This is a genomic window from Herbiconiux sp. 11R-BC (assembly GCF_049472555.1).
Classification (GTDB): Bacteria; Actinomycetota; Actinomycetes; order Actinomycetales; family Microbacteriaceae; genus Herbiconiux.
The window spans coordinates 188785-210416 of the sequence record NZ_JBCEBO010000007.1; the positions used below are offsets into that span (position 1 = coordinate 188785).

Below are 21632 nucleotides of genomic sequence, written 5' to 3' on the forward strand. Positions count from 1 at the left end.
TTCACCAGGAGGTGACACCAATGGCATTCGAGATGTTCTACGACCCCGAGTATCACGGGTGGCTCACCAACGCCGAGATTCGCGACCTCTGGGAAGACTGCCCGGATGATGACGACCTCCTAGACATGCTGAACGATTCGGCAATCAAGCAGTGCGAGGCATACGCCCCGGTGCTCAAGCCGACCACCACGGACGACGGAATCACGTACTTCCCAAGTGTTCCGCAGAACTACCGCCTTGCGCAGCTTGCACAAGTCAAGGACCTCTACAACTCCAGCCGGGCTAACCCATCTGGAGACTTCGGGACTGGTGAGTTCACCATCACACCCTTTCCCATGACGTGGCGCGTCCAGGCGCTCCTGCGTCCAAAGCGCGGAAGGCCACTGGTCGCATGACATCACTACGCCAGCAGCTAGCCGACATGCTCAAGCCCCTTCTGCCTGGCAACTACCGGTACGTCACCAGTGAAAGGGACCCCGGTGTGCTCTCCGCGCCAACGGTCTTCATTCGCCAGCGGCGTATTGAGCCGGACCCCCGCATTGTCACGGGGTCCCATCTGGTCACCTTCGCCGTCACCATCGCGACCCCGCTTTCCGGTGTCGACGAGAAGGCGGAGGACGACCTGGACGAGCACACCGGGACGCTTTTAGCGGCTCTGGATGCGCTGCCTTACATCTCCTGGAGCACTGCCGATAAAGCCGTCTACACGGACACCGGCATCTCCTATGACATCGCCCTCACCATTGTCACCAGAAAGGACGCGTAGCCCGTGTCAATCATCCAACTCACCCCACTCATCCTCAAGGATGCGGTCCTCCAGATCGGAGCCGACCAGTACGAAAAGGCCATTTCCAACGTGACCTTCACGCCGTCCGCAAACGCCATTACGTGGAGCGGAGTCTCCGGCACCTTCACGGATACATCCGTTGCCACCTGGACCGCCTCAATTAGCTTTGTCCAAGACTGGGACACGGCGGGGTCGCTGAGCGCGTACCTGTTCAACAACGAAGGCGCGACCGTCGCCGCAGTCTTCCGCCCTCGCAACGGCACCGGTCCCAGCTTCTCCGTCAATCTCATCATCACGCCGGGCGCGATCGGCGGAGCGGGCAACGCGACCGCTGAGGCCACCGTCACGCTCGGAATAACGGGCAAGCCCGTCCTCGTCGCCGGTACGCCAGTCATTCCAACCGTCTCCGCCGCGACTCCCGCAACGGGAGGCATCGCTGGAGGAACCCTCGTCAAGATCACCGGGTCCAAGTTCATCGGTGCGGTTTCCGTTCAGTTCGGCACAACCAACGCGACTTCCTTCTTTGTGGAATCGGACTCGGTTATCTACGCGACAAGCCCTGCTCAGGCCGCTGGCTCCAAGCCGGTCAAGGTCACCAATGGGACTGGCCAATCCACGACCACTGCCGCCTATTCGTACGCGTAAATCAACCTCCCGGCGCGGTGACCGTGTGTACCTCTGGCCGCGCCGGGACCCCTCTCCTTGGAGCCATCTTGTTGCGCATTGACGCCCGCTCATCCCGAGAATTGCAAGCCGCTATTCTCGGCGTCCGCCGCGCCCGCAAGGAGTTCCAGGCCGATATTCGCAAGTGGTCCAAAGACCTGATTGCCCCGGAGTGGAACAAGGGACTAGCGGAGCATGCCAGCACCCGCCTAGAGCACAAGGCGCTAGTTGCCAGTTCTCGAGTGTCAGTGTCAAACCAGAACATCAAGCTGAAATCCGCCAGCCTCCAAGGCAAGCTCTCCGGTGGTCTCAAGCCCGCTGACACCTGGTACGCGATCGAGTACGGCGCGGATGTAGCAAAGAAGACGACCTACGAGGCCACCAGCAAGAACGGAAAGAAGTACTCCGTGACTCGACGCACTAGCGCACAGCTACGCCCACGCCGCCGCGGAGGCTACGTCATTGAGCCGACGGTGACGGACCTATTGCCCCGCATTGCATCTCTCTGGGTTCAGACTGTCATCCGCCGATTCATGGACGGCATTGAGGGGAAGAGCTAGTGGCTGGATTCAGCATTGACATCTTCTCGAACGTTCGTGACGTTCAGCGCGGAGCCGGGGATGTTGAGGACGCCTTCGAGAAGGTCGCGGACTCACTCGACGACGTAACCAGGGCCTCCGACAAGACCGGCGACATGCTCGGGGACTCGATCAAGGACGGTTCGAAAGAGGGCACCGCCGCGCTCGACAAGCTAGAACGCTCCTTCAAGGACATTGCCGACACCGCGAAACGCGAAGGCTCAGATGCAGGCGACTCAATCGGCAGGGGCGTCAAGAAGGGTTCAGCCGAGGCTTCGGAGAGCGTGAAAACGTTCAAGGAGGAGGCCCGGCAGAACGCGGACGAGGTTGCTTCGAGCTTCGACGGTTCGGCGCAGTCCATCGCGGACGGCTTCCAGTCAGTCGCAGCGACCGCGTTTTCAGGGTTCGGCCCTGCCGGTGTCATTGCCGGTTACGCAGCCGCCGCAGGAATCGGTCTGGTGAGTTCCGCCTTCGACCAGGCAGGTACGAATAGCGAGGCCTTCCAGGCCAAGGTGTCCGCGCTCGCTAGCGAGCTAATCGAGACAGGCAAGGAGGGCGAGGTCAGTCTCGACTTCATCGGCCAGCGGCTTCAGGATCTCGCAACCGGCGCAAACGATGGAGAGGCCAGCCTGAAGGACCTCCGAAAGGCCGCAGACAATTCCGGCTCTTCATTCAAGGATCTAACCGACGCCTACGCGGGCAACTCCAAAGGCCTCGATGACCTGATTCAGCGGGGCAAGGACCTCCAGCGATCAATGGAGGATGAGCTTCACGGGCTAGACAACAGCACAGACGCCGGGTCCAAGCGAACGAAGCAACTAACTGAGCAGATCAACGCTCAGATTGACTACAACAACTATCTTTCACAGTCGAAAACCGCCGCTGACGAGGCAGCCAAGGCCGAACAGAACTTTGCCGATGCGGGCGGATACGCCATCAAAGCTCAGTCGGAAGCGCTTGACGAGTACGCGACCAAAACGCAAGACGCACTCACCGAGACCGGCGAAGCGTGGGAGGACTACACCCACGACGGCATAGTCAGCCTGGACGAATACAACGCGGCGATCGAAAAGCAGGTGCAGGCGATTGCCGCCTACCAGGAGAACATGGTGCAGGCGTCGGCAACCCTCTCGGAGGAGGCGCTGAACTACATTCGCTCGCTAGGCCCCGAAGCCGCCCCGCTCCTTCAGGCGTACGTAGACGCGCCGCTTGAACAGAAGCAGCGCACAGCGGCGAACTGGGGTGTCCTGGGTGCGGCAGCAGCCGACAGTTACACCGCGAATCTGAAGGCGCAGATCCCGTCGGAGATTCAGGGACCGGCCATCAAGGTTTCCGGCGACTTCAGTGACTTTGAGTGGCAACTTGCACAGTTCACCCAGAAGACCTACAACGTGGGCGTTGGCGTGCTCCTCCGCCCGGGAAGCCCAACCGACTAATGACAGTGACGATCACGAGTAGTTCCGGCGATGCCACCAGCCCTCCCCTTGTGCTCGGGTACTCCTGGACCCACGAAGTCCGCAACATCGTGCACCCGCTCCTGAATACCGCTCAGCCCGCAGTGACGCTGCGTACTGGCGGAGCGAAGAGAGGAACGTTGCGCCTGTTCTACCTCAATGAGGCAGACGCACTCTTCGCAGCGCAAATGCACACCGGCCTAGCCGCTTTCACAATCCTTGACTCCGATCACCCGGCGCTCGCGATGCGCTACGCCGTTGTTGGGTCCGTGTCTGTCGAACTCGACCCAAGCACCATGCGCCGCTGGGTTGTGTCCGTGGACTTCCAGGAGACCGCGCTGGTGGTGGTGCCGCTGTGATCGGCGCGGCAGAGATCACTAGCCATTCGTGCGAGGCGACCCTACTCGGTGGCTCATTCCCGGCAGTCGCACGCCCGACGACTGCCCGCATCACCCTCGATGAGTCATGGTCACCCTACGGCCAGGCAACGCTTCAGTTTCCCACTACGGACATAACGGACTTTGCCGGGGTCAACCCGGCCTCCACGCTCCGATCGATGACACTCCGCCTGCGCACGAGCTACGGCGCTACTACACCGTCCGGCTGGAAGCCGTGGAACTCGCCCGGACCCTTCCGTGAGGTGGTCCGCGATTTCAGCGGCATGCTCATTCGCTCACGCTCAATCGACCCACAGACCGGTCTTACCACGGTCACCCTCGCGACAAGGGATGCGAAGCTCCACGATCATGCCCACATGTCCGCGACCACACCCGAATTGTTTGCGCCAACCGGCTACACCACGGCCCCGCAAATCGTGAACTGGGTGCTTGGTTATATCGGAGAATCACTCGGTGAGGTCTCGGGCGTGGCAGCAGGCTCCACCTTCGTCCGCGCAGACAATCCATGGCGCACCGGGACAACCGCGTGGGACTTCATTTCCCCACTCGTGCAGAAGCTCGGGCTACGCCTCTGGTGCGACGAGACCGGCCTCTGGCACTTGCGCGAGAACACACTACCCACTGCCGAGTCCGCAACCTTCAGCGGGGCGTCCACGCTCATACAGGCCGTCGACACGATCGACATGGAGTCAACCGTGGTCGAGTCAGTGCTCGTGATCTACGAGTGGACCGACTCCAGCGGAGTTCAACACCGGTCATACGACGCGGCGAGCAAGCCCGGCTCTTCTCGGCTCCCTCTCGTTGTGACCTACAACCGGCCCTTCCCGGGGGCTGGCGCAGCCGCTCGAATCCTCTCCGAACGCCTCCGGCGCACGCGCGCCGTGCCGATCACGGCGGTCTCGGATTACCGGCTAGGCCCCGGGACGCCAATCTCACTCATCGACGTACCCAACAGTCCAAACTTGACGGGCTCAGTCCGTTCGGTCACGTGGAACTTCCCCGAAGACGAGATGCAGCTGGAGACTCGCGATATTCAAGAGTGACGCGTGGCCGGTCGCTCTCTAGTCGACAGTAGCTACGTTGTCGCGCTTGACCTTGCGAATGGCTTTCGCGCGAGCGGCGTATGCCCGACTAGATCGGGTGGTCCAGATATTTCCGAACATGATCAGTATTGACAGGGTCAACGTGGCGGCGATGGGCAACGGGGCGATGCCAGCGATTACATTCTCTGGGACCTGCAGTGAGCCAAGGATGAATGGCGTAACTATGACCGCCGCAATCAATCCAAGACCAAGCGGATAGCGCCAATACAGCGATGCTTTGTGGTCGCGCTTCTCCAGTTCCCCTGCGTGGTTTAGCGACACGTCGGCTAGCGGCGAAACTATGGAAACTTCGGGCTTCCCATCGACGATAAGGCGAAAGGTCATCGCGGTGTCACGACGAATAAGGGACGGCTGAATAACAATCCGATCGGTCCCCACCTCGTGCTTAACCAATTCCGCGTTTACCGCCGACACGCTTGCGTATTGGCCAAGCACAACGGCTCCCAGCGAAATCACCATTGGCGATCCTGCGTCAAACGCGTCGGACCGCACGTCCGCTGTACCGACTGACCAGATCCGAAAATTCAACGTGTACGGTTCCGCCACTGGATGGCCATCGATCTCCACTTTCAGGCGACCTGCCAATGGGGAGGGAGCAACCGGCGTGAGAGATTGACTTGAGTAGTCGTACCAAAGCTCATGGCGCGGAGTTTGACGCCTGTAGATCGCAAGAGGAATAACGATGGCGGCGATCACGCCCGCAGCGCTGAGGATGATTGTCACGACGAATTCCACGATGCCCCCTTGGTGGAGAGCATAGCTGTGCGGCTAGACGGATTCGGGCTCCGCCCCTACCCTCGTTATTGGGCCGGGGGGCTCGCTTTTCCTAACCACGGCAGCGTGCTCCCTTGCTTATTGAATGCACAAGGGCCGGAGAGTCTACCTCCGGCCCTTGCACTTCCCGCGGATCAAGCTACGAGAGCTATACTCCGAATAGTTCCTATCGGGAATGCACCCCTACGGGGCTGCGAAGCGGATGATGGTCTAGATCATCTCGCCCCGGCGGGGACGCCACCTGTAGCTAGGCTTCACGTGGGCGTCCCCGATTCTCTACCTAGGCATCGCCGTTCTCCATTCGTGCCTTATCCGCCACGAGGCGTTCCGCAGCCTCGCGAGATATGAATTCATCGTCATCCTGGACGATCAAGCCCTTTTCGGTCGCGCGGGCGATGGCGTTGTTGAGCGCGTTTCGAGGGTTGGTCCACGTTTCCGGGAATCCGTAGGTGTTCTCAAACGCCGTAAAAATTTCGTCTCGCGTGAGCGGGACGTCCGCTTCCTTCACCACGTCGGCCACCATCTCGGTCGAGCGAATCCGCTTCCGCGAGGACTGCCCACCGAGAACGACCACGCCGTCGGCCTCCTGTCGGACCTGGCCGAGGCCCCGTACGACGTCCGCTTCGATGAATCCCTGGATCGACGGGAAGAAGGTCACGTCAGGGTCCGGTGCCTCGTCGAGTGCCTGAGCGTTGACGCGGATGTTCGACAGGTTGACAAGGCGCACCTGGGCGGCGTGGAGCTTCTGCTTCAGACCGTCCACTTCTTCTTGCGTGACCGCGATCTGACGGTCAAGCTCTTCGTAGTTCACGAGTGACGTCATATGGGAACCCTACCATGCGATGGGTGAGATGGACCCTTAATTCCCTCAAATGGGTCGGATATGTGTCAATACGGATGGGTACCCACTCGTCTCAGCTAAGGCGAAGACTCATAAACGTTGCCCCGACAAATACCGCCACTAACACAAATTGATTTTCTGGTGCAGGAAGCGCCACTTCGTCGGCGCCGAGCCGCAGGGAAGCTCGGACACGATCGCTCCGGTGGCCTCGACCCGGAGGAGCAGGTCGTGGTGGGCGGCCGGATAGAGGCGGTCGACTCCCCCGGCGAGGAAGGCGACCGTCGTTTCGCGGCTCGCCAGTGCCGCCCGATGCGCCATGCCGTCGATTCCATAGGCCGCTCCCGAGAACACGGCGAAGCCACGGTCGGAGAGTCCCGAGGCGAGCTCGGTGGCGACGTGCTCACCGTAGGTGGTGGCGTCGCGGGAACCGACGATCGCGATCGATCCGGCCGCGTGCGAGAGCTCCCGGGCATCACCGCGTACCCAGAGCGCCAGCGGAGCGTGGGCGCCGAGCCCGTCGAAGCCTCGAGGCCATTCGGCGTCACCCGGGGTCACCAGGCGCGCGCGGCAGTTCGCCGCGCTGCGGAATGCGGCGACCGCAAGGCGCGACGAGAGCCGCGGCCGCCACCGTTCCACGCCTGCAGCGAGATCAGCCTCGGAAACGACGGCCCGGTACTCCTCCCCCAACGCACGCCACCACTCTCGGGGGGTGCGCTGCTCGAGCAGCATCGACAGCGCCTGGTCGGCCCCGAGGGCCGCCACGACGACGCCCGCCACCGCGTCACCGGGCTCCGCCAGCGCCGACCACGTGGCGGTCGCGAACAATCGCGCCACAGCGTCGTCGTCGAGATCGCTCGTCGGAGAATCTCCGACTCGTGCTCCCCCGGCTGTGGTCGCACCTCCCGTCGCCGGAGCCGCAGGGCCCTCGGGCGTCGGCCCACGACCCAGCGAGCGCCTGGCCGACGCCAGAGCTCCGACCGCACCCGGCGACGTGACGTCGGCCGAATTCGGCGCAGCAGCGCTGTTCGTGATCGATCCGTCAGCATGGCTCGTGCCCGATACAGCGGCGCCGGCCGGGCTCGACGCGGAAGCCCCGGCCAGGGGCGGAGAGGAAGCGCCGGCCGGTTTCGGCACAGAAGCGGCCCCCTGGTCCGGCAGGGTTGCGACGGCGGGCGCGGGTGGGCGGCGGCGGGCCGGGCCGCGGGCGCTTCCGCGGGCCGCGATGCTGACGGATTCGACCAGCTCGCGCACCAGGCGCCGGTCGAGCTCGTAGACGCTCATGCGGCCACCGACCGTCTCAGGTAGAGGGCCCAGCCGATGTGATCGGCCGTCGGCGCCGCATCCCCGCCGTCGAGGTCGGCGATGGTCCAGGCCACGCGCAGCACCCGGTCGTAGCCGCGCATCGTGAGGGAACCCCGCTCGAGCGCACGGTCGATCGAGGCGACCGTGGCCGGCGGAAGACGACGCGCCCCCGAGCGGAACCAGGCGCCGGGCACTTCGGCATTCGTCTTCCACGGTGTGCCGGTGAGCCGATGCCGTGCCACCGCTCGGGCGTTCTCAACCCGGGCGCGCGCCACGGCCGTGCTCGGGCGCTCGGTCGTGTCGCCGGTGAGGCGCATCTCGGCGGTCGTGACCCGATTGACCCGCAGCTGCAGGTCGACGCGGTCGAGCAACGGCCCTGACAGACGCGCGAGATAACGACGGCGCGCCATCGGTGTGCAGGTGCACGCGATGTCGCTCGTGCCGAACTGGCCGCACGGACAGGGGTTCGCCGCCATCACGAGCTGGAATCGGCCGGGGAAGTGCGCGATCGCGTTAGCCCGGTGGATCGTGATGGTTCCGGACTCGAGCGGCTGCCGCAGGGTGTCCAGCACCGAGCTGGGGAACTCCGGAGCCTCGTCGAGGAAGAGCACACCGAACGCCGCCCGCGCTGCCGCTCCCGGCCGGATGAGCTTCGAGCCCCCACCCACCAGCGCCGCGGCCGAGGAGGTGTGGTGGGGGCTCTCCCACGGCGGCCGCACGACGAGACCGCTGAGCGGGCGCCCGGCCAGCGACGAGACGGAAGTGGCCATGAGCGCCTGTTCCGGGTCGAGGTCGGGCAGGAGCCCCGGAAGCCGCTGGGCGAGCATCGTCTTGCCGGCGCCGGGCGGCCCGAGCAGGAAGAGGTGATGCCCACCCGCAGCGGCGACCACCAACGACTCCACCGCGTCGGGGTTGCCGGCGACATCGGCCAGGTCTCCGGCCGACTCCGCGAGCGGCACGGCCACGGGCTGCAGCAGCGGCTCGACGGGCACCGGTTCGAGTTCTGCACCGTGGTGGATGAGCGCATCGCGCAACGATCGCACCGTCACGACCTCGACGCCCGGAACAAGCCGAGCCTCGTCTTCGTTGCCGCGCGGCACCACGAAGCGCGTGTAGCCCGCCTGGCGCGCCGCCACGATCGCGGGAAGCACCCCGCTCATCGGGCGCACCCGCCCGTCGAGGCTCAACTCGCCGAGGTGCACCACGGTGGCGATGTTCTCGGCGGAGACGCCGCCGTCGGCCGCGAGCACCGCGACGGCGATCGCCAGGTCGTAGGCCGAACCGTGCTTCGGGAGCGAGGCCGGCGAGAGGTTGACGACGATCTTCTTGGCCGGCAATGCGCATCCGTCGTTCGCGGCCGCCGCCTTCACGCGGTCTTTCGCGTCGGACAACGCGGTGTCGGGCAGCCCGATGATCTGGAAGCCGGGAATGGCGCTCGCGATGTGGGCCTCGACCTCCACCACCGCACCGGTCATGCCGAGCAGCGCCACCGAGAGAGTGCGCGCGACCATCAGCTCACCGCCCGCAGGTGCTGGATGGCGGGCACACCGCCGGGCGGGCACAGGATGCCGATCACGTCGACGCGGACTGGCGGCCGTCGACGAGCTTCGCCGGCATCGGCGTGCGCCGTGACCCACGCCGCCGAGAGCAGATGCAGGCGCTTCAGCTTCGCCGGGGTGATGGCCTCGAACGGGTGCCCGAAGGCATCCGTCGTTCGCGTCTTCACCTCGACGACGACCACCGTGCCGTCGTGATGCGCCACGATGTCGATCTCGCCGAGCGGGCACCGCCAGTTGCGCGCCACCACCCGGAACCCGGCCACCTCGAGAAAGGCCGCCGCGAGGTCTTCACCCCGGCGGCCCAGTGCGTCTTTCGCCTTCATCACTACCTCCGCGACCAGCGTGCGGGAGGCGGGCGGGCAGTGCGGCCCGGAGCGGCGATCTGTGGAGAACTAGCGCGCAGCCGCGGGGTGTGGAGAAGTGCTACTCGTCGAGCGCGAGCTCTTTCGGGAGCTCGAAGTCCTTGCTCGAGAGCTCCTCGACGTTGACGTCTTTGAAGGTCAGCACCCGCACCGACTTCACGAAGCGGTCGGAGCGATAGACGTCCCACACCCACACGTCGTTCATGGTGAGTTCGAAGTAGAAGTCGTGCTCGGTGTCACGACGGTTGAGTTCGACCTCGTTGGCGAGGTAGAAGCGACGCTCGGTCTCGATCACGTACTTGAACTGCGAGACCACGTCGCGATACTCGCGGTAGAGGGCCAGCTCGACCTCTCGGTCGTAGTCTTCGAATTCGTCTTCGTCCATCGTGTGTCCAGTCTAGGCTGCGGATTCATCCGCCGAGTCCGCCACGGGCGAACCTCCGGGCGAACCGGCAGGGGCACCGATGCACTCGCCGCCGGCGACGATGTTGGTGAGCCAGGTGTGCCGGTGCAGCCGCGTGGCACCGCGGGCGACGATCGCCGCCCGGTGCTCCTCGCTCGCGTAGCCCTTGTTACGCACCCAGCCGTAGTCGGGAAAGCCCTCGTGATGCTCGATCATGAGCCGGTCGCGCGCGACCTTCGAGATGACGGAGGCGGCCGCGACCGACGCACAGTCGCGGTCGGCCTTGATGCGCGTGCGCACCGACAGCGGCGTCACGAGAGCCGGGGTGAGCCAGTCGAACTGGCCGTCGAGAAGGATGGTCGACCCGGCCACATCGATGCCGGCCGCGTGCAGCTCGGCCAGGGCTCGCTTGCCCGCGAGACCGAGGCACGCGGAGATGCCGAGGGTGTCGATCTCCTCGGCCGAGGCGTAGCCCACGCCGTGGGCCAGCGCCCAGGAGCGGGCGATCGGCGCGAGCTCCTCGCGCCGCGGCTCCGAGAGCATCTTCGAATCGCGGAGGCCGTGCGGTACCCGCGACGAGACGCGCACGTCGACCGCACACACGCCGACGGCGACCGGGCCGGCCAGCGCACCGCGGCCCACCTCGTCGCACCCGATGATGACACCCTGGCGCCCGGGCAGAAGCGATCGCTCGACCTGCAGCGTCGGGTCGGCGACCGGAGCCATCAACCCGAACCCGCGACGCTGCCGGAACCGGGCGAACCGGAGGACCCGGCTGCACCGGCCAGGGCCGCGAGCGGAGACTCGACCGCCGGAGACGGCACCGCTCCGGAGGCACCCGGCGGCTCCAGGGCCGACGGGGTGGCCGCCGGCGAGGCTGCGGCCGGCTCATCCGGAATGCCGCTGAAGACGCTGCCGTAGTTGTCGAGCCAGGTCCAGTGGTCGACGGGCCAGGTCACCAGGATGGCGCGGCCCACGACGTTCGAGACGGGCACGAAGCCCTTGCCCGGCTTGTCCTGGTTGAAGCGCGAGTCGGCCGAGTTGTAGCGGTTGTCACCCATCACCCAGAGCGAGTTCGCCGGCACCGTGATGTCGAAAGGCTGCTGCGAGACGGAGGAGACCCCGTCGGGGAGCTTCAGGTAGGCGCTCTCGTCGAGCGGGACGCCGTTCACCGACATCTGCCCCAACGCGTTGCAGCAGGTCACGTGGTCGCCCGGCAGGCCGATCACGCGCTTGATGAGGTGGTCGTTCGCGTTGTCGGCGGCGAGGCCGACGCCCTGCAGCACCCAGTCGAGCGCGGCGGCCACGGGGTTCTTGGTGGGTTCCACGGCCGGCGGCAACCATCCTCCCGGGTCTTTGAACACCACGACGTCGCCGCGGGAGAGGGGCATGAGGCCCGGCTCCAGCTGGTTGACGAGGATGCGGTCGTCGATCTGCAGCGTGTTCTCCATCGACCCCGAGGGGATGTAGAACGAGCGCACCAGGAACGTCTTGATGAGCACCGAGGCGAGCAGCGCGATCACGAAGATGATCAAGAGATCGCGAGCGAACAGCCAGGCGCTGCGCGAACGACGAGGACGCTGATCGCCTGTTCGTCCGCCCTGTGCGGGGTCGCCCTGAAGGGGCTGGCCCTGTGTGGGCTCGCCCTGTGTGGGCAGAGATGTTTCTGTCATTTAACCGCCTGAGCTCCCGAACCACTGTAGTGGTCGGGAGCTCAGGATGACTCTCGGGGCGTGCTCGGCACGCAGAGAATTCGAAGGTGCGGAGACTTACGCGTCGCGCTTCTCTTTGATCTTCGCCTTCTTGCCGCGCAGGTTGCGGAGGTAGTACAGCTTCGCGCGGCGGACGTCACCGCGGGTCACGATCTCGATGTGGTCGATGACCGGCGAGTGCACCGGGAAGGTACGCTCGACGCCGACCTGGAAGCTGACCTTGCGGACCGTGAAGGTCTCGCGGACGCCCTCGTTCTTGCGGGCGATGACGACGCCCTGGAACACCTGGATACGCGAGCGCGTACCCTCGATGATGTTCACGTGCACCTTGACGGTGTCACCGGCGCGGAAGTCGGGGATGTCGCTCTTGAGCGACGCTGCATCGACGTTGTCGAGGATGTGCATGTGTAGTTCGCAATCTGCACCCGCCACAGGTCGAGCACGGCTTCGTTGTCAAGAAAGGGAGTGCCCGCGAGTTGCTGGTTCCCCTGTGGCAGAACCTGGCTGTGGCACAAGGGTCAATTGTGCCACAGATCGACGGATGCGCGCAAAGCGCACACGAGAGCCCTCAGACGCGGGGCGGCGACTGCCGGTCGCTCGTCTCGATGACGATGTACTCGCCGTCGATGCGCGGGCTCCGCGGAGCGGTGTTGATGCGCGTGGCCTGCGCCTGGGCCTCGAAGCCCGCCATCGCCGCGCGCACCCGTCGGCGCGTCTCCATCACGAGCTGGATGATGCCCGACCAGAACAGCGCGATCACGGCCACGACCGACAGCGTGCCGAGCAGTGCGGTGGCCGAGGTGAAGAAGCCGACGGCGATGATGAGCGCGTGCAGCACGGTGAGGAGACCGACATCCAGCCACGAGACGGCGCGTTCGGCCCGCACGTCTTTGCGGGCGAAGATGAGACCGGCCGTCGCGAGCATCGCGACCGTGAGCATCATCACGCCCACGATGAGCCCGATGATCTGCCAGCCGGTGGCGGCGAAGACCCCCCAGCCCACCAGGATCCACGCGGGCAGGATCACTGCGGCAGGGAACTGCCAGTAGAAGAAGGCCCGACGGATCAACACCCCTCCAGAGTATGCAGCGACTCCGGATGTTCGCTGTGACCCGGGTCGGTAGGGTCTTCATGAGCGCCCTGAAGCGCTCGAGGGAAGGAATCACGTGATCGAGCTCAAGACCCCCGCCGAGATCGAGCAGATGCGCCCCGCCGGCCGATTCGTGGCCGAGGTGCTCACCGAACTCGCCAAGCGCACCGCCGTCGGCGTCAACCTGCTGAAACTCGACAAGATCGCGCACGACATGATCACGGCCCGCGGCGCCGAGTCGTGCTACATCGACTACCACCCCTCGTTCGGCGCCTCCCCCTTCGGCAAGGTGCTCTGCACGAGCGTCAACGACGCCGTGCTGCACGGCCTCCCCCACGACTACGCCCTGCGCGACGGCGACGTGCTGAGCCTCGACTTCGCCGCCTCGGTCAACGGATGGGTGGCCGACTCGGCGCTCACCGTGGTGGTGGGCACGCCTCGCTCCGACGAAGACACCCGGCTCATCCAGGTGACGACGGATGCTCTGGCCGCCGGCATCGCGGCCGCGCAGCCGGGCGGGCGGCTGGGCGACATCTCGGCCGCGATCGGCGCCGTCGCGACCGCGGCCGGCTACGGCGTGAACACCGACTTCGGCGGGCACGGCGTGGGCCGCACGATGCACGGCGACCCGCACGTGCCGAACCAGGGCCGTGCCGGGCGCGGACTTCCCCTGCGCGCCGGCCTCGTGATCGCGATCGAGCCGTGGTTCCTCGAGACCACCGACAAGATCTACACCGACAAGGACGGCTGGACGCTCCGCTCCGCCGACGGCTCGGTGGGCGCCCACATGGAGCACACGGTGGCCATCACCGAAGACGGGCCGCTGGTTCTCACCGCCCGCAGCTGAGCCGGGGACCTGCCCCGCGCATCCGGGAGTTAGTCGCTCTCGGGCGGCAGCAGGTCGGGTCGCACGCGGCGGGTGCGCGCGAGCTGCTGCTCGTGGCGCCAGGTGTCGATGGCCTTGTGGTTGCCGCTGAGCAGGATCGGCGGCACCTCGAGCCCACGCCATTCGGCGGGCTTGGTATAGCTCGGGTACTCGAGCAGGCCGTCCTCGTGCGACTCCTCGACGAGGCTCTCGGGGTTGCCGACGACGCCCGGGATCAGCCGCCCGATCGCCTCGATCATGGCCATCACGGCGACCTCGCCGCCGTTCAGCACGTAGTCGCCGATGCTCACGAGGCGCACCTCGGCGCGGGTCGCGGCGTGGTCGAAGACGCGCTGGTCGATGCCCTCGTAACGACCGCATCCGAAGACCAGGTGCTCACGCCGGGAGAGTTCGCGCGCCATCTTCTGCGTGAACACGGTGCCGGCGGGCGAGGGGAAGATCACGACGGGCCCGGCCGCGGATTCGGGGACGTCGGCCCCGGGGCCGGTTCCGGATGCCTCGGGCCCGCCACCGAGGATGGCATCGAGCGCCTCTCCCCACGGCTCGGGCTTCATGACCATGCCGGCGCCGCCGCCGTAGGGCGTGTCGTCGACGGTGCGGTGCCGGTCGTGCGTGAACTCCCGGAGGTTGTGCGCGGTGACGTCGAGGATGCCGGTCTGCCGGGCCTTGCCGAGCAGCGAGATGTCGAGCACGTCGAAGAACTCGGGAAAGATCGTCACGACGTCGATGCGCATCCCCCCAGCCTAACCGCGGTCATCTCCGAGCTCGGCGCCCGTGCCGAGACCTGCGCGGCGATGGCGCGCCGCCCACCGGTGCTCCTCGCGCGCGACGAGGGCACGGATGACCGCGATGATGCGCGGCCACTCGTTCATCACCTGCTCGTAGCTGAGGCGCAGGACGAGGTAGCCCAGCTCGGCCAGGGCGAGGTCGCGGCGGCGGTCTTCGGCGTAGGCCTCCGGCTTGGTGTGCCATTCGCGACCGTCGGTCTCGACGACGAGACGCTCCCCCACGAGCAGGTCGACATCGCCGACACCGCGGATCTTCACCTGCGGCTGCACCGGAATGCCGTAGCGGCGGAGCCCCAGGCGCGCCTTCGTCTCGAGCCCGGAGGCGGAGTTCGGAACGGTGAGAGCGAGGTAGGCGCGGTATTTCGCGGGAAGACCGGCGCAGAGGAATTCGAGGCCGCTCGGGGTGATCCGATTCTTCTTGAGCGCGGAGTCGAGGGTGGCGATGGCATCCATCCTGCTCTGGCAGGTGACGGAGTGAAGGAGCGCCCACTCGAAAGAGTCGACGGGGCCCTCGGGCTCGGGCAGATCGAAGGCCCGGTGGGAGCGGTGAGCGACGAGGCCGAAGCGCTCGGGGCGTCCCAGTGGGACCGACCGGTCGAACGGCGAGGCGAGGTTCTGGGCATTCGCGGGGACGCGGATGTGGAGGCGCCGATCGGTCGCGCACCAGAGACCCTCGCGCTTCAGCACGGACAGGCAAGAGATGCGGCCGCCCACACGCACCGCGCGCACCAGATCGGCCGGCGCCTCCGGAAGAGCGACCCAGCCCCGTCGGAGGCGGATGAGGGAACCGCGTGCCACCGCGCTGTTCAGCACAGTCGCAGGAACTCCACGGCTTGCGAGCTGGTCGTTCGATGCGATGCCTCCGAGGGAGGCGAGAATCTCGTTCAGGTGAGTCATGCTCACCAGTCAAGTGATGAGTTACTACTGAAACGAAGAGGACCGACCCGTATACGGGGTCGGTCCTCTTGATTTACGTAGTTATTCGGCGGGAGGAGCGGCAGAGGCGGGCGGGGCCGCCTCTGAGGCGATGGGCGGCTGCTCGTCGTCGGGGTCGTCGGGGAGTTCCTCGAAGAGCCCGGCGGGCGGTGTCACTGTCACCACGCCCGCTGCGATGTCGACCGAGGGGACGATCTCCTTCACGAAGGGCACCATCACCTCGCCGGCGGCGGTCTTGACGATCAGCAGGTCTTGAGCGGGCATGTGCTCGACGAGCTTGACCGTGCCGACCGTCTCGCCGTCGCGCACGACCTTCATGCCGACCAGCTGGTGGTCGTACCAGGCGTCTTCTTCGTCGGACGCCTCGTCGTCGAGGTCGATCCAGAGGATCGCCTTGATGAGGGTCTCGGCCGCCGAGCGGTCGGCGACGTCTTTGAAGAAGCCGACCGGGTGCCCGTTGTACCACCGGAGTTCGGAGAGCTCGAGCGACTTGCCGTGCCACGGCGAGGAGGTCGGGACCTGGAGGGTGAACACCGCGCCCGGAACGAAGCGTCGTTCCGGGTCGTCGGTGAACAGCTCCAGCTTGATTGCACCCTTCAGGCCGTGGGCCTTCGTGAGCCGCCCGACCCGGAGCTGGGTCTTGTTGTTCTCAGAAATCGGTGTCCACCACGTCTACACGAACGCGCTTGCCATCGGCCAGCGCGGAGACGAGGGTGCGCAACGCCTTGGCGGTGCGACCGGAACGGCCGATCACGCGGCCGAGGTCATCGGGGTGCACACGCACCTCGAGGACCTCGCCGCGCGGCGAGCTCTTCGTGACGACACGAACCTCGGTGGGATTGTCGACAATCCCCTTGACGAGGTGTTCAAGAGCAGGAGCGAGCAACGTCAGGCCTTGTCGGCGGCGTCTTCGGCAGCCTCGACGGCCGCCTCGTTCGCCTCGGTGTCGGTCGCGGCAGCAGCCTCGGCGTCGGCAGCGGCTTCAGCTTCGACCTCGACCGGAGCGGCCTTCGGCTCGGCCTTGGGCTTGAGCACCGGCTTCTTCTTCTCGTCGGCGACGAAGGCTTCCTTCTCGCCCTTGACGCGAACGGTGGAGACCGCGTCCTTGTCACCCTTGAACTTGCCCCAGTCGCCCGTGAGCTTCAGGAGCGCGGTGACCTGCTCGGTCGGTTGCGCGCCGACGCCGAGCCAGTACTGCGCACGCTCGGAGTCGACCTTGATGACCGAGGGCTCCTCGGTGGGGTGGTAGAGACCGATCTCCTCGATCACTCGACCGTCGCGCTTGGTGCGCGAGTCGGCGACGACGATGCGGTAGTAGGGCGCACGGATCTTGCCGAGACGCTTCAGACGGATTTTGACAGCCACAATTCTCCTGTGTGATGTAAAGGTGGGCGAACTGACAGCCGTGAGCGTGGGGGCACACTCGGCAAAAGCTCTAAGGGAATCTGCCCGCCTGATTAGAGGGTCGGGCGGGGCAGGACTCGACTGGCTATTCTGACAGATATTGCTGGCAAAGCGGTAATTTCCCGAAAGGCACTCGATGGAGATCTCCTTCGCCCCCTCCGAACGCTCGACCCTCGGCATCGAGTGGGAGGTCGCGCTGGTGGAGCAGAGCTCGGGTGATCTGGTGTCGGTGGCCGACGACGTCATGAACGCTCTGCGGCAGGATGACGGCTCCGAGCATCCGCAGATCACCGGTGAGCTGCTGCTCAACACCGTCGAGCTCGTCACACGCGTGCATCATCGCGTGGGTGACGCCGTCGCCGATCTGCAGGCGCAGCTCGCCGAGGTGCGCGCGGTCACCGACCCGCTCGACGTGGAGCTGATCTGCGCCGGATCGCACCCCTTCGGGCAATGGTTCGACCAGCAGGTGACCGACAAGGAGCGCTACCACAAGCTCATCGACCGCACCCAGTGGTGGGGTCGCAACATGATGATCTGGGGCATCCACGTGCACGTCGGCATCGACGACCGCGAGAAGGCGCTGCCGATCGTCAACTCGCTGCTCAACTACTACCCGCATCTGCAGGCCCTGAGCGCTTCGAGCCCGTTCTGGGGCGGTGTCAACACCGGCTATGCGAGCAACCGGGCGCTGATGTTCCAGCAGCTCCCGACCGCCGGGCTGCCCTACCAGTTCGGCAGCTGGGCGAACTACGAGGAGTACGTCGACGACCTCCTCAAGACCGGCGTCATCAGCGACCACACCGAGGTGCGCTGGGACATCCGGCCGAGCCCGCAGTGGGGCACCGTGGAGATGCGGGCGTGCGACGGGCTCTCGAGTCCGGAGGAGATCGGGGCGGTCGCCGCACTCATCCAGTGCCTGGTGGACGACATGTCGCAGCGCCTCGACGACGGCGAGGAGCTGCCCACGATGCAGCCGTGGTTCGTGCGCGAGAACAAGTGGCGCGCGGCCCGCTACGGCATGGACGCCGAGATCATCCTGAACTCCGCGGGCGACGAACAGCTGGTGACGGATGCCGTGGCCGGCGAGCTCGAACGCCTCGCCCCGGTCGCCGAGCGGCTGGGCTGCGCGGCCGAACTCGACCAGGTGAACCTGATCCTCGAGCACGGGGCAAGCTACCAGCGCCAGCTCCGCGTGGCCGAGGCCAACGGCGGGAGCCTGCGGGCGGTGGTGGCATCGCTGGCCCGGGAGCTGAGGCACGGGCTCAATTAGCCGGGCGCGAAGGATCAGGCATGCGCCTGCCCCATCGCACGGCACGAAATTGCATGCCGCGGGCCGTACTCGCCGACCCAAGGTGACGGCTCGGCCGCGCCAGCGACCGAACCGTCACATGTCGCGTCGCGCCGGGCAGGGACCGGCGCGACCCGGAGGGGCCGCGCGAAGCACGGCCCCGGAGGCAGCTAGATACTGTCGCGCCACTTGACGAGGTCGCGGACGGCCTGCATGTCGATGTCGGGGCCGGTGACGCCGAGGGTGAAGAGGGTGACGCCGAGTTCGAGCTGCTGCTCGAGCGCCGGCTGGCGCGTGCCGTCGGCGCCGGCGACGCCCGTCGAGATCTCGATCTCGGAGAAGTCGCGGCCGACCTTGTCGGTCCACTCCCGGAGCACGGCGAGCTTGCGGGTGAGCGTCTCGACGTCGCTGAACGAGTGCCAGATGTCGGCGTGCTCGGCGACGATGCGCAGCGTCTTCTTCTCGCCGCCGCCACCGATGAGCACCGGGATGTCGCGCGTGGGCGTCGGGTTCAGTTTCGCCCAGCGGGCCTCGATGCGGGGCAGGGCCTCGGAGAGCGCATCCAGCCGCTGCCCGGCCGTGCCGAACTCGTAGCCGTACTCGTCGTAGTCGCGCTCGAACCAGCCCGAGCCGATACCGAACACCAGGCGGCCCTCGGCGCCGTCCTTGGCGGAGATGTGGTCGACGGTGCGGGCCATGTCGGCGAGCAGGTCGGGGTTGCGGTAGCTGTTGCAGGTCACGAGCGGGCCGAACTGGATGCGGGAGGTCTGCTCCGCCCAGGCGGCGAGCATCGTCCAGCCCTCGAAGTGCAGGCCGTCGGGCTCCCCGGAGAGCGGGTAGAAGTGGTCCCAGTTGAAGGCGATGTCGACGCCGAGGTCTTCGAGCTCGGCGAGGGTGTCGCGGATGGTGCCGTAAGACGAGTGCTGGGGCGCGATCTGCACGCCCACGCGCACGGGGCGCGAAGCAGAGGAGAAGGTCATACGCCAAGCCTAAGCTTCTGCGGCGGCCTCGCCGACCGCGGGGCGGCCCTCTCCGACCGTGCGGCGCAAGCGCTCACCAGCCGTGTCCATGTGCTGGCGCATCGCCTGCTCGACCACCGCCGGATCCCGCGTGCGCAAGGCCTCGTAGACGCGTTCGTGCTCTTCGAACGCGCGCCGCGCATCCTCGTCGGCCTCGAGCCCGCGCTCCACCCAGATGCGCAACAGTGAGCGGATGCTCTGCAGCAGGTCGGCGAGCACGTGGTTGCCCGCCGCCTGGGCGATCTGCAGGTGGAACTTGAGGTCGGCCTCGATGAAGCGCGTGCGCACGGAGAGGTTCTCCCGCATGGCCACGAGGTGCTCGTGCAACTTGCGCAGCTGCTCCTCCGTGATGGTCACGGCGGCGGTGCGCGCCGCGAACACCTCGAGCTCGCCGCGCACGGCGATGAGCTCCTCGGTGCGGGGAGCAGCGAGCATGAGTCCCCAGTTGAGAGTCTCGGGCAGCAGCTCGGAGGCGGTGCTGCGCAGGTAGGTTCCTGACCCGGGTCGCACGTCGACGATGCCGAGGATCTCGAGGGCGGCGAGCGCCTCGCGCACCGCCGAGCGGCCGATGCCGAGCGAGGCCGCCAGCTGCCGCTCGGGCGGCAGCCGCGTGCCCGGCTCGATCTCGCCGCTCGTGAAGTAGTCGAGCAGCCGCTTCGCGACGGCGCTCACGGCCGTGCCGATCGGCACGCTGCCGATGGCGGCGCTCATGTCTTGCGACGCGGATCCGGGATAGGCGGGCACGCGATCACGCTATCAACTTCGGCGATGTCCCGGCGCCGCTTGTAAATTGGTCAACCGGTTGATAGGTTCTCGTCATCGCCTCGTCATGATCGTCGATCAGCGTCGCCCGCCAACACTGACAAAGGAGTTCTCGTGTCTGTCACCACCAGCGCGGAAACCACCGTTTCCGCCGTCGAGAAGTCGACGATCCGCAAAGTCGCCTGGCGACTCGTGCCGTTCGTCGCTCTCATGTTCTTCATCAACTACCTCGACCGTTCGGCCATCGGCTTCGCCGCGCCGAACGGCATGAACGACGATCTGGCGCTCAGCGTCACGCAGGTCGGCTTCGCCTCGGGCGTGTTCTTCATCGGCTACATCCTGCTCGAGGTGCCCTCGAACCTGGCGCTGGCCCGCTTCGGCGCCCGCCGCTGGCTCGCTCGCATCATGGTGAGCTGGGGCATCGTCGCGGTTCTGTTCACCTGGGTGGGCAACTTCGAGCAGCTGGCAGTGCTCCGCTTCCTGCTCGGCGTGGCCGAGGCCGGGTTCTTCCCCGGCGCCATCCTCTTCCTCAGCCTCTGGGTGCCCGCCCGCCACCGCGGCAAGATCCTCGCCCTCTTCTACTTGGCGCAGCCCCTCACCACCGTGGTCGGCGCCCCGCTCGCCGGACTCCTCATCGGGGCACACGGCCTGTTCGGCCTCGAGGGCTGGCGCGTCATGTTCCTCGGCGTGGGCATCCCCGCGATCGTCATCGGCGTGGTCGCCTGGTTCTACCTCAAGGACAAGCCCACCGACGCGAAGTGGCTCACCCCGGAGGAGCAGCAGTGGCTCACCACCGAACTCGAGAACGAGAAGGTGAAGACCGAGTCGCTCAACCTCACGAGCTCCGGCGGCAAGAAGCGCGGCGGGTTCAAGCAGGCCTTCTCGAGCGGCCGGGTCTGGACGCTCGCGTTCATCTACTTCGGCTTCATCTACGGCCTCTACACGCTCGCCTTCTTCCTTCCCACCATCATCTCGGGCTTCCAGGAGCTCTACGGCGTGAAGTACGACGTGTTCCAGAAGGGCCTCATCACGGCCATCCCCTACATCCCCGCGGCCATCGCGCTGTGGTTCTGGACGAAGGATGTCAGCCGCCGAGGACTCAAGACCTGGCACATCGCGGGCCCCGCGGTCGTCGCCGCGCTGACCATCCCGTTCGCGCTGCTCGCCGGGTCGCCGGTCGCGACGATCGCCATCATCGCGATCACGGCGATGGCCATCTTCGCGGTGCTGCCGAACTTCTGGACGCTGCCCACCCAGTTCCTCACCGGAGTCGCCGCAGCGGCCGGTGTAGCGCTCATCAACACCGTGGGCAACATCGCCGGCTTCGGCGCGCCCTACATCACGGGCGCCGTCGCCGACTGGACCAAGAACGCCGACGGCACCCCGCAGTACATCGTGCCGATGGCGATCGTGGGCTTCTTCATGCTGCTCTCGGCCGTGCTCATGGTGCTGCTCGCCCGCCGCGGCCGGGTCTCCGGCCTCGACGCCCCGGACACCGTCGTCCTGCACTGACCCAAGGAGTT

The 21632-nt window shown here is 66.3% G+C and carries 26 protein-coding genes and 1 pseudogene; 10 read left to right on the forward strand and 17 right to left on the reverse strand.

Going from position 1 to position 21632, the window contains the following annotated elements; translation table 11 throughout:
• Window positions 1-20: 20 nt before the first annotated feature.
• The 7 genes from VD659_RS16230 (at window position 21) to VD659_RS16260 (ending at window position 4923) form a co-directional block, all read left to right on the forward strand.
• Entirely contained in the window at window positions 21-395 is a 375-nt protein-coding gene (locus VD659_RS16230; protein WP_423262081.1) for a hypothetical protein, read from the forward strand.
• A complete protein-coding gene (locus tag VD659_RS16235; RefSeq protein ID WP_423262082.1) occupies window positions 392-766 on the forward strand; it encodes a hypothetical protein in 375 nt (124 codons plus the stop codon). Before VD659_RS16230 ends, VD659_RS16235 begins: the two co-directional genes overlap by 4 nt.
• Window positions 767-769: 3 nt before the next feature.
• Window positions 770-1432, forward strand: a complete 663-nt coding sequence (locus VD659_RS16240) for an IPT/TIG domain-containing protein (RefSeq protein ID WP_423262083.1) — start codon at window positions 770-772, stop codon at window positions 1430-1432.
• A 68-nt stretch (window positions 1433-1500) separates the two neighbouring features.
• The gene (locus tag VD659_RS16245; RefSeq protein WP_423262084.1) at window positions 1501-2010 is read left to right on the forward strand and encodes a hypothetical protein; all 510 of its coding nucleotides are present in this window, start codon (window positions 1501-1503) and stop codon (window positions 2008-2010) included.
• On the forward strand, window positions 2010-3464 hold the full coding sequence (locus tag VD659_RS16250) for a hypothetical protein (RefSeq protein WP_423262085.1): 1455 nt from the start codon (window positions 2010-2012) through the stop codon (window positions 3462-3464). Before VD659_RS16245 ends, VD659_RS16250 begins: the two co-directional genes overlap by 1 nt.
• 5 nt (window positions 3465-3469) lie before the next feature.
• Complete coding sequence (locus VD659_RS16255; protein ID WP_423262086.1) at window positions 3470-3841, forward strand: hypothetical protein; 372 nt, start codon at window positions 3470-3472, stop codon at window positions 3839-3841.
• A gap of 197 nt (window positions 3842-4038) precedes the next feature.
• Window positions 4039-4923, forward strand: a complete 885-nt coding sequence (locus VD659_RS16260; RefSeq protein WP_423262087.1) for a hypothetical protein — start codon at window positions 4039-4041, stop codon at window positions 4921-4923.
• A gap of 18 nt (window positions 4924-4941) precedes the next feature.
• Here VD659_RS16260 and VD659_RS16265 read toward each other — a convergent pair whose 3' ends face one another.
• From VD659_RS16265 to VD659_RS16310, 10 genes and pseudogenes are all read right to left on the reverse strand, one after another.
• On the reverse strand, window positions 4942-5718 hold the full coding sequence (locus VD659_RS16265; protein ID WP_423262088.1) for a hypothetical protein: 777 nt from the start codon (window positions 5716-5718) through the stop codon (window positions 4942-4944).
• A gap of 319 nt (window positions 5719-6037) precedes the next feature.
• Window positions 6038-6580: a hypothetical protein gene (locus tag VD659_RS16270; RefSeq protein WP_423262089.1), complete on the reverse strand. Its 543-nt coding sequence runs from the start codon at window positions 6578-6580 to the stop codon at window positions 6038-6040.
• Window positions 6581-6718: 138 nt separating this feature from the next.
• A complete protein-coding gene (locus tag VD659_RS16275; protein ID WP_423262090.1) occupies window positions 6719-7879 on the reverse strand; it encodes a DNA-processing protein DprA in 1161 nt (386 codons plus the stop codon).
• Window positions 7876-9414 carry a YifB family Mg chelatase-like AAA ATPase gene (locus VD659_RS16280; protein WP_423262138.1) on the reverse strand — a complete coding sequence of 513 codons (1539 nt, stop codon included), beginning with the start codon at window positions 9412-9414 and terminating at the stop codon, window positions 7876-7878. The genes VD659_RS16275 and VD659_RS16280 overlap by 4 nt, the downstream gene beginning before the upstream one ends.
• Window positions 9411-9782, reverse strand: coding sequence for a YraN family protein (locus VD659_RS16285; RefSeq protein WP_423262091.1), 372 nt, complete (start codon window positions 9780-9782; stop codon window positions 9411-9413). Before VD659_RS16285 ends, VD659_RS16280 begins: the two co-directional genes overlap by 4 nt.
• A gap of 100 nt (window positions 9783-9882) precedes the next feature.
• Entirely contained in the window at window positions 9883-10206 is a 324-nt protein-coding gene (locus VD659_RS16290) for a DUF2469 domain-containing protein (protein ID WP_137837574.1), read from the reverse strand.
• A gap of 12 nt (window positions 10207-10218) precedes the next feature.
• The gene (locus VD659_RS16295; protein WP_423262092.1) at window positions 10219-10950 is read right to left on the reverse strand and encodes a ribonuclease HII; all 732 of its coding nucleotides are present in this window, start codon (window positions 10948-10950) and stop codon (window positions 10219-10221) included.
• A 161-nt stretch (window positions 10951-11111) separates the two neighbouring features.
• Window positions 11112-11897 (reverse strand): annotated as a pseudogene (gene lepB / locus VD659_RS16300) (signal peptidase I); the annotation flags it as partial.
• Between the two features lie 96 nt (window positions 11898-11993).
• The gene (rplS, locus tag VD659_RS16305; protein WP_137837571.1) at window positions 11994-12341 is read right to left on the reverse strand and encodes a 50S ribosomal protein L19; all 348 of its coding nucleotides are present in this window, start codon (window positions 12339-12341) and stop codon (window positions 11994-11996) included.
• Window positions 12342-12504: 163 nt separating this feature from the next.
• A complete protein-coding gene (locus VD659_RS16310; protein WP_137837570.1) occupies window positions 12505-13008 on the reverse strand; it encodes a hypothetical protein in 504 nt (167 codons plus the stop codon).
• A 94-nt stretch (window positions 13009-13102) separates the two neighbouring features.
• On the opposite strand from VD659_RS16310, the gene map reads away from it, so the two are divergent.
• Entirely contained in the window at window positions 13103-13873 is a 771-nt protein-coding gene (gene map / locus VD659_RS16315) for a type I methionyl aminopeptidase (protein ID WP_423262093.1), read from the forward strand.
• A 29-nt stretch (window positions 13874-13902) separates the two neighbouring features.
• Here the strand turns inward: map and trmD are convergent, their stop codons facing one another.
• The 5 genes from trmD to rpsP form a co-directional block, all read right to left on the reverse strand.
• A complete protein-coding gene (gene trmD, locus VD659_RS16320) occupies window positions 13903-14646 on the reverse strand; it encodes a tRNA (guanosine(37)-N1)-methyltransferase TrmD (protein WP_423262094.1) in 744 nt (247 codons plus the stop codon).
• Window positions 14647-14655: 9 nt separating this feature from the next.
• Window positions 14656-15597 (reverse strand): DUF559 domain-containing protein, encoded by a 942-nt coding sequence (locus tag VD659_RS16325; RefSeq protein ID WP_423262095.1) that lies wholly within the window; start codon window positions 15595-15597, stop codon window positions 14656-14658.
• Between the two features lie 81 nt (window positions 15598-15678).
• Window positions 15679-16293: a ribosome maturation factor RimM gene (gene rimM, locus VD659_RS16330; RefSeq protein WP_423262139.1), complete on the reverse strand. Its 615-nt coding sequence runs from the start codon at window positions 16291-16293 to the stop codon at window positions 15679-15681.
• Window positions 16286-16522, reverse strand: coding sequence for an RNA-binding protein (locus VD659_RS16335; RefSeq protein ID WP_137837565.1), 237 nt, complete (start codon window positions 16520-16522; stop codon window positions 16286-16288). The genes rimM and VD659_RS16335 overlap by 8 nt, the downstream gene beginning before the upstream one ends.
• Window positions 16523-16524: 2 nt before the next feature.
• Window positions 16525-17001, reverse strand: a complete 477-nt coding sequence (gene rpsP / locus VD659_RS16340; RefSeq protein WP_423262096.1) for a 30S ribosomal protein S16 — start codon at window positions 16999-17001, stop codon at window positions 16525-16527.
• Between the two features lie 175 nt (window positions 17002-17176).
• Here rpsP and VD659_RS16345 point away from each other — a divergent pair, with 175 nt between their 5' ends.
• Window positions 17177-18310, forward strand: coding sequence for a glutamate--cysteine ligase (locus tag VD659_RS16345; RefSeq protein ID WP_423262097.1), 1134 nt, complete (start codon window positions 17177-17179; stop codon window positions 18308-18310).
• 188 nt (window positions 18311-18498) lie between these two features.
• Here the strand turns inward: VD659_RS16345 and VD659_RS16350 are convergent, their stop codons facing one another.
• Window positions 18499-19308, reverse strand: a complete 810-nt coding sequence (locus VD659_RS16350; RefSeq protein ID WP_423262098.1) for an LLM class F420-dependent oxidoreductase — start codon at window positions 19306-19308, stop codon at window positions 18499-18501.
• Window positions 19309-19317: 9 nt separating this feature from the next.
• A complete protein-coding gene (locus VD659_RS16355) occupies window positions 19318-20091 on the reverse strand; it encodes a FadR/GntR family transcriptional regulator (RefSeq protein ID WP_423262099.1) in 774 nt (257 codons plus the stop codon).
• Window positions 20092-20223: 132 nt separating this feature from the next.
• On the opposite strand from VD659_RS16355, the gene VD659_RS16360 reads away from it, so the two are divergent.
• Window positions 20224-21621, forward strand: a complete 1398-nt coding sequence (locus VD659_RS16360) for an MFS transporter (protein ID WP_423262100.1) — start codon at window positions 20224-20226, stop codon at window positions 21619-21621.
• The last annotated feature ends 11 nt before the right edge of the window (window positions 21622-21632 follow it).

What these genes read in the sequence shown, in the direction of transcription:
- VD659_RS16230 (WP_423262081.1), top strand. Translation starts at nt 21, where the DNA reads ATGGCATTCGAGATGTTCTACGACCCCGAGTATCACGGGTGGCTCACC.
- VD659_RS16235 (WP_423262082.1), top strand. Translation starts at nt 392, where the DNA reads ATGACATCACTACGCCAGCAGCTAGCCGACATGCTCAAGCCCCTTCTG.
- VD659_RS16260 (WP_423262087.1), top strand. Translation starts at nt 4,039, where the DNA reads ATGACACTCCGCCTGCGCACGAGCTACGGCGCTACTACACCGTCCGGC.
- VD659_RS16270 (WP_423262089.1), bottom strand. Translation starts at nt 6,580, where the DNA reads ATGACGTCACTCGTGAACTACGAAGAGCTTGACCGTCAGATCGCGGTC.
- VD659_RS16275 (WP_423262090.1), bottom strand. Translation starts at nt 7,879, where the DNA reads ATGAGCGTCTACGAGCTCGACCGGCGCCTGGTGCGCGAGCTGGTCGAA.
- VD659_RS16285 (WP_423262091.1), bottom strand. Translation starts at nt 9,782, where the DNA reads ATGAAGGCGAAAGACGCACTGGGCCGCCGGGGTGAAGACCTCGCGGCG.
- VD659_RS16290 (WP_137837574.1), bottom strand. Translation starts at nt 10,206, where the DNA reads ATGGACGAAGACGAATTCGAAGACTACGACCGAGAGGTCGAGCTGGCC.
- VD659_RS16295 (WP_423262092.1), bottom strand. Translation starts at nt 10,950, where the DNA reads ATGGCTCCGGTCGCCGACCCGACGCTGCAGGTCGAGCGATCGCTTCTG.
- rplS (WP_137837571.1), bottom strand. Translation starts at nt 12,341, where the DNA reads ATGCACATCCTCGACAACGTCGATGCAGCGTCGCTCAAGAGCGACATC.
- trmD (WP_423262094.1), bottom strand. Translation starts at nt 14,646, where the DNA reads ATGCGCATCGACGTCGTGACGATCTTTCCCGAGTTCTTCGACGTGCTC.
- VD659_RS16325 (WP_423262095.1), bottom strand. Translation starts at nt 15,597, where the DNA reads ATGACTCACCTGAACGAGATTCTCGCCTCCCTCGGAGGCATCGCATCG.
- VD659_RS16345 (WP_423262097.1), top strand. Translation starts at nt 17,177, where the DNA reads ATGGAGATCTCCTTCGCCCCCTCCGAACGCTCGACCCTCGGCATCGAG.
- VD659_RS16350 (WP_423262098.1), bottom strand. Translation starts at nt 19,308, where the DNA reads ATGACCTTCTCCTCTGCTTCGCGCCCCGTGCGCGTGGGCGTGCAGATC.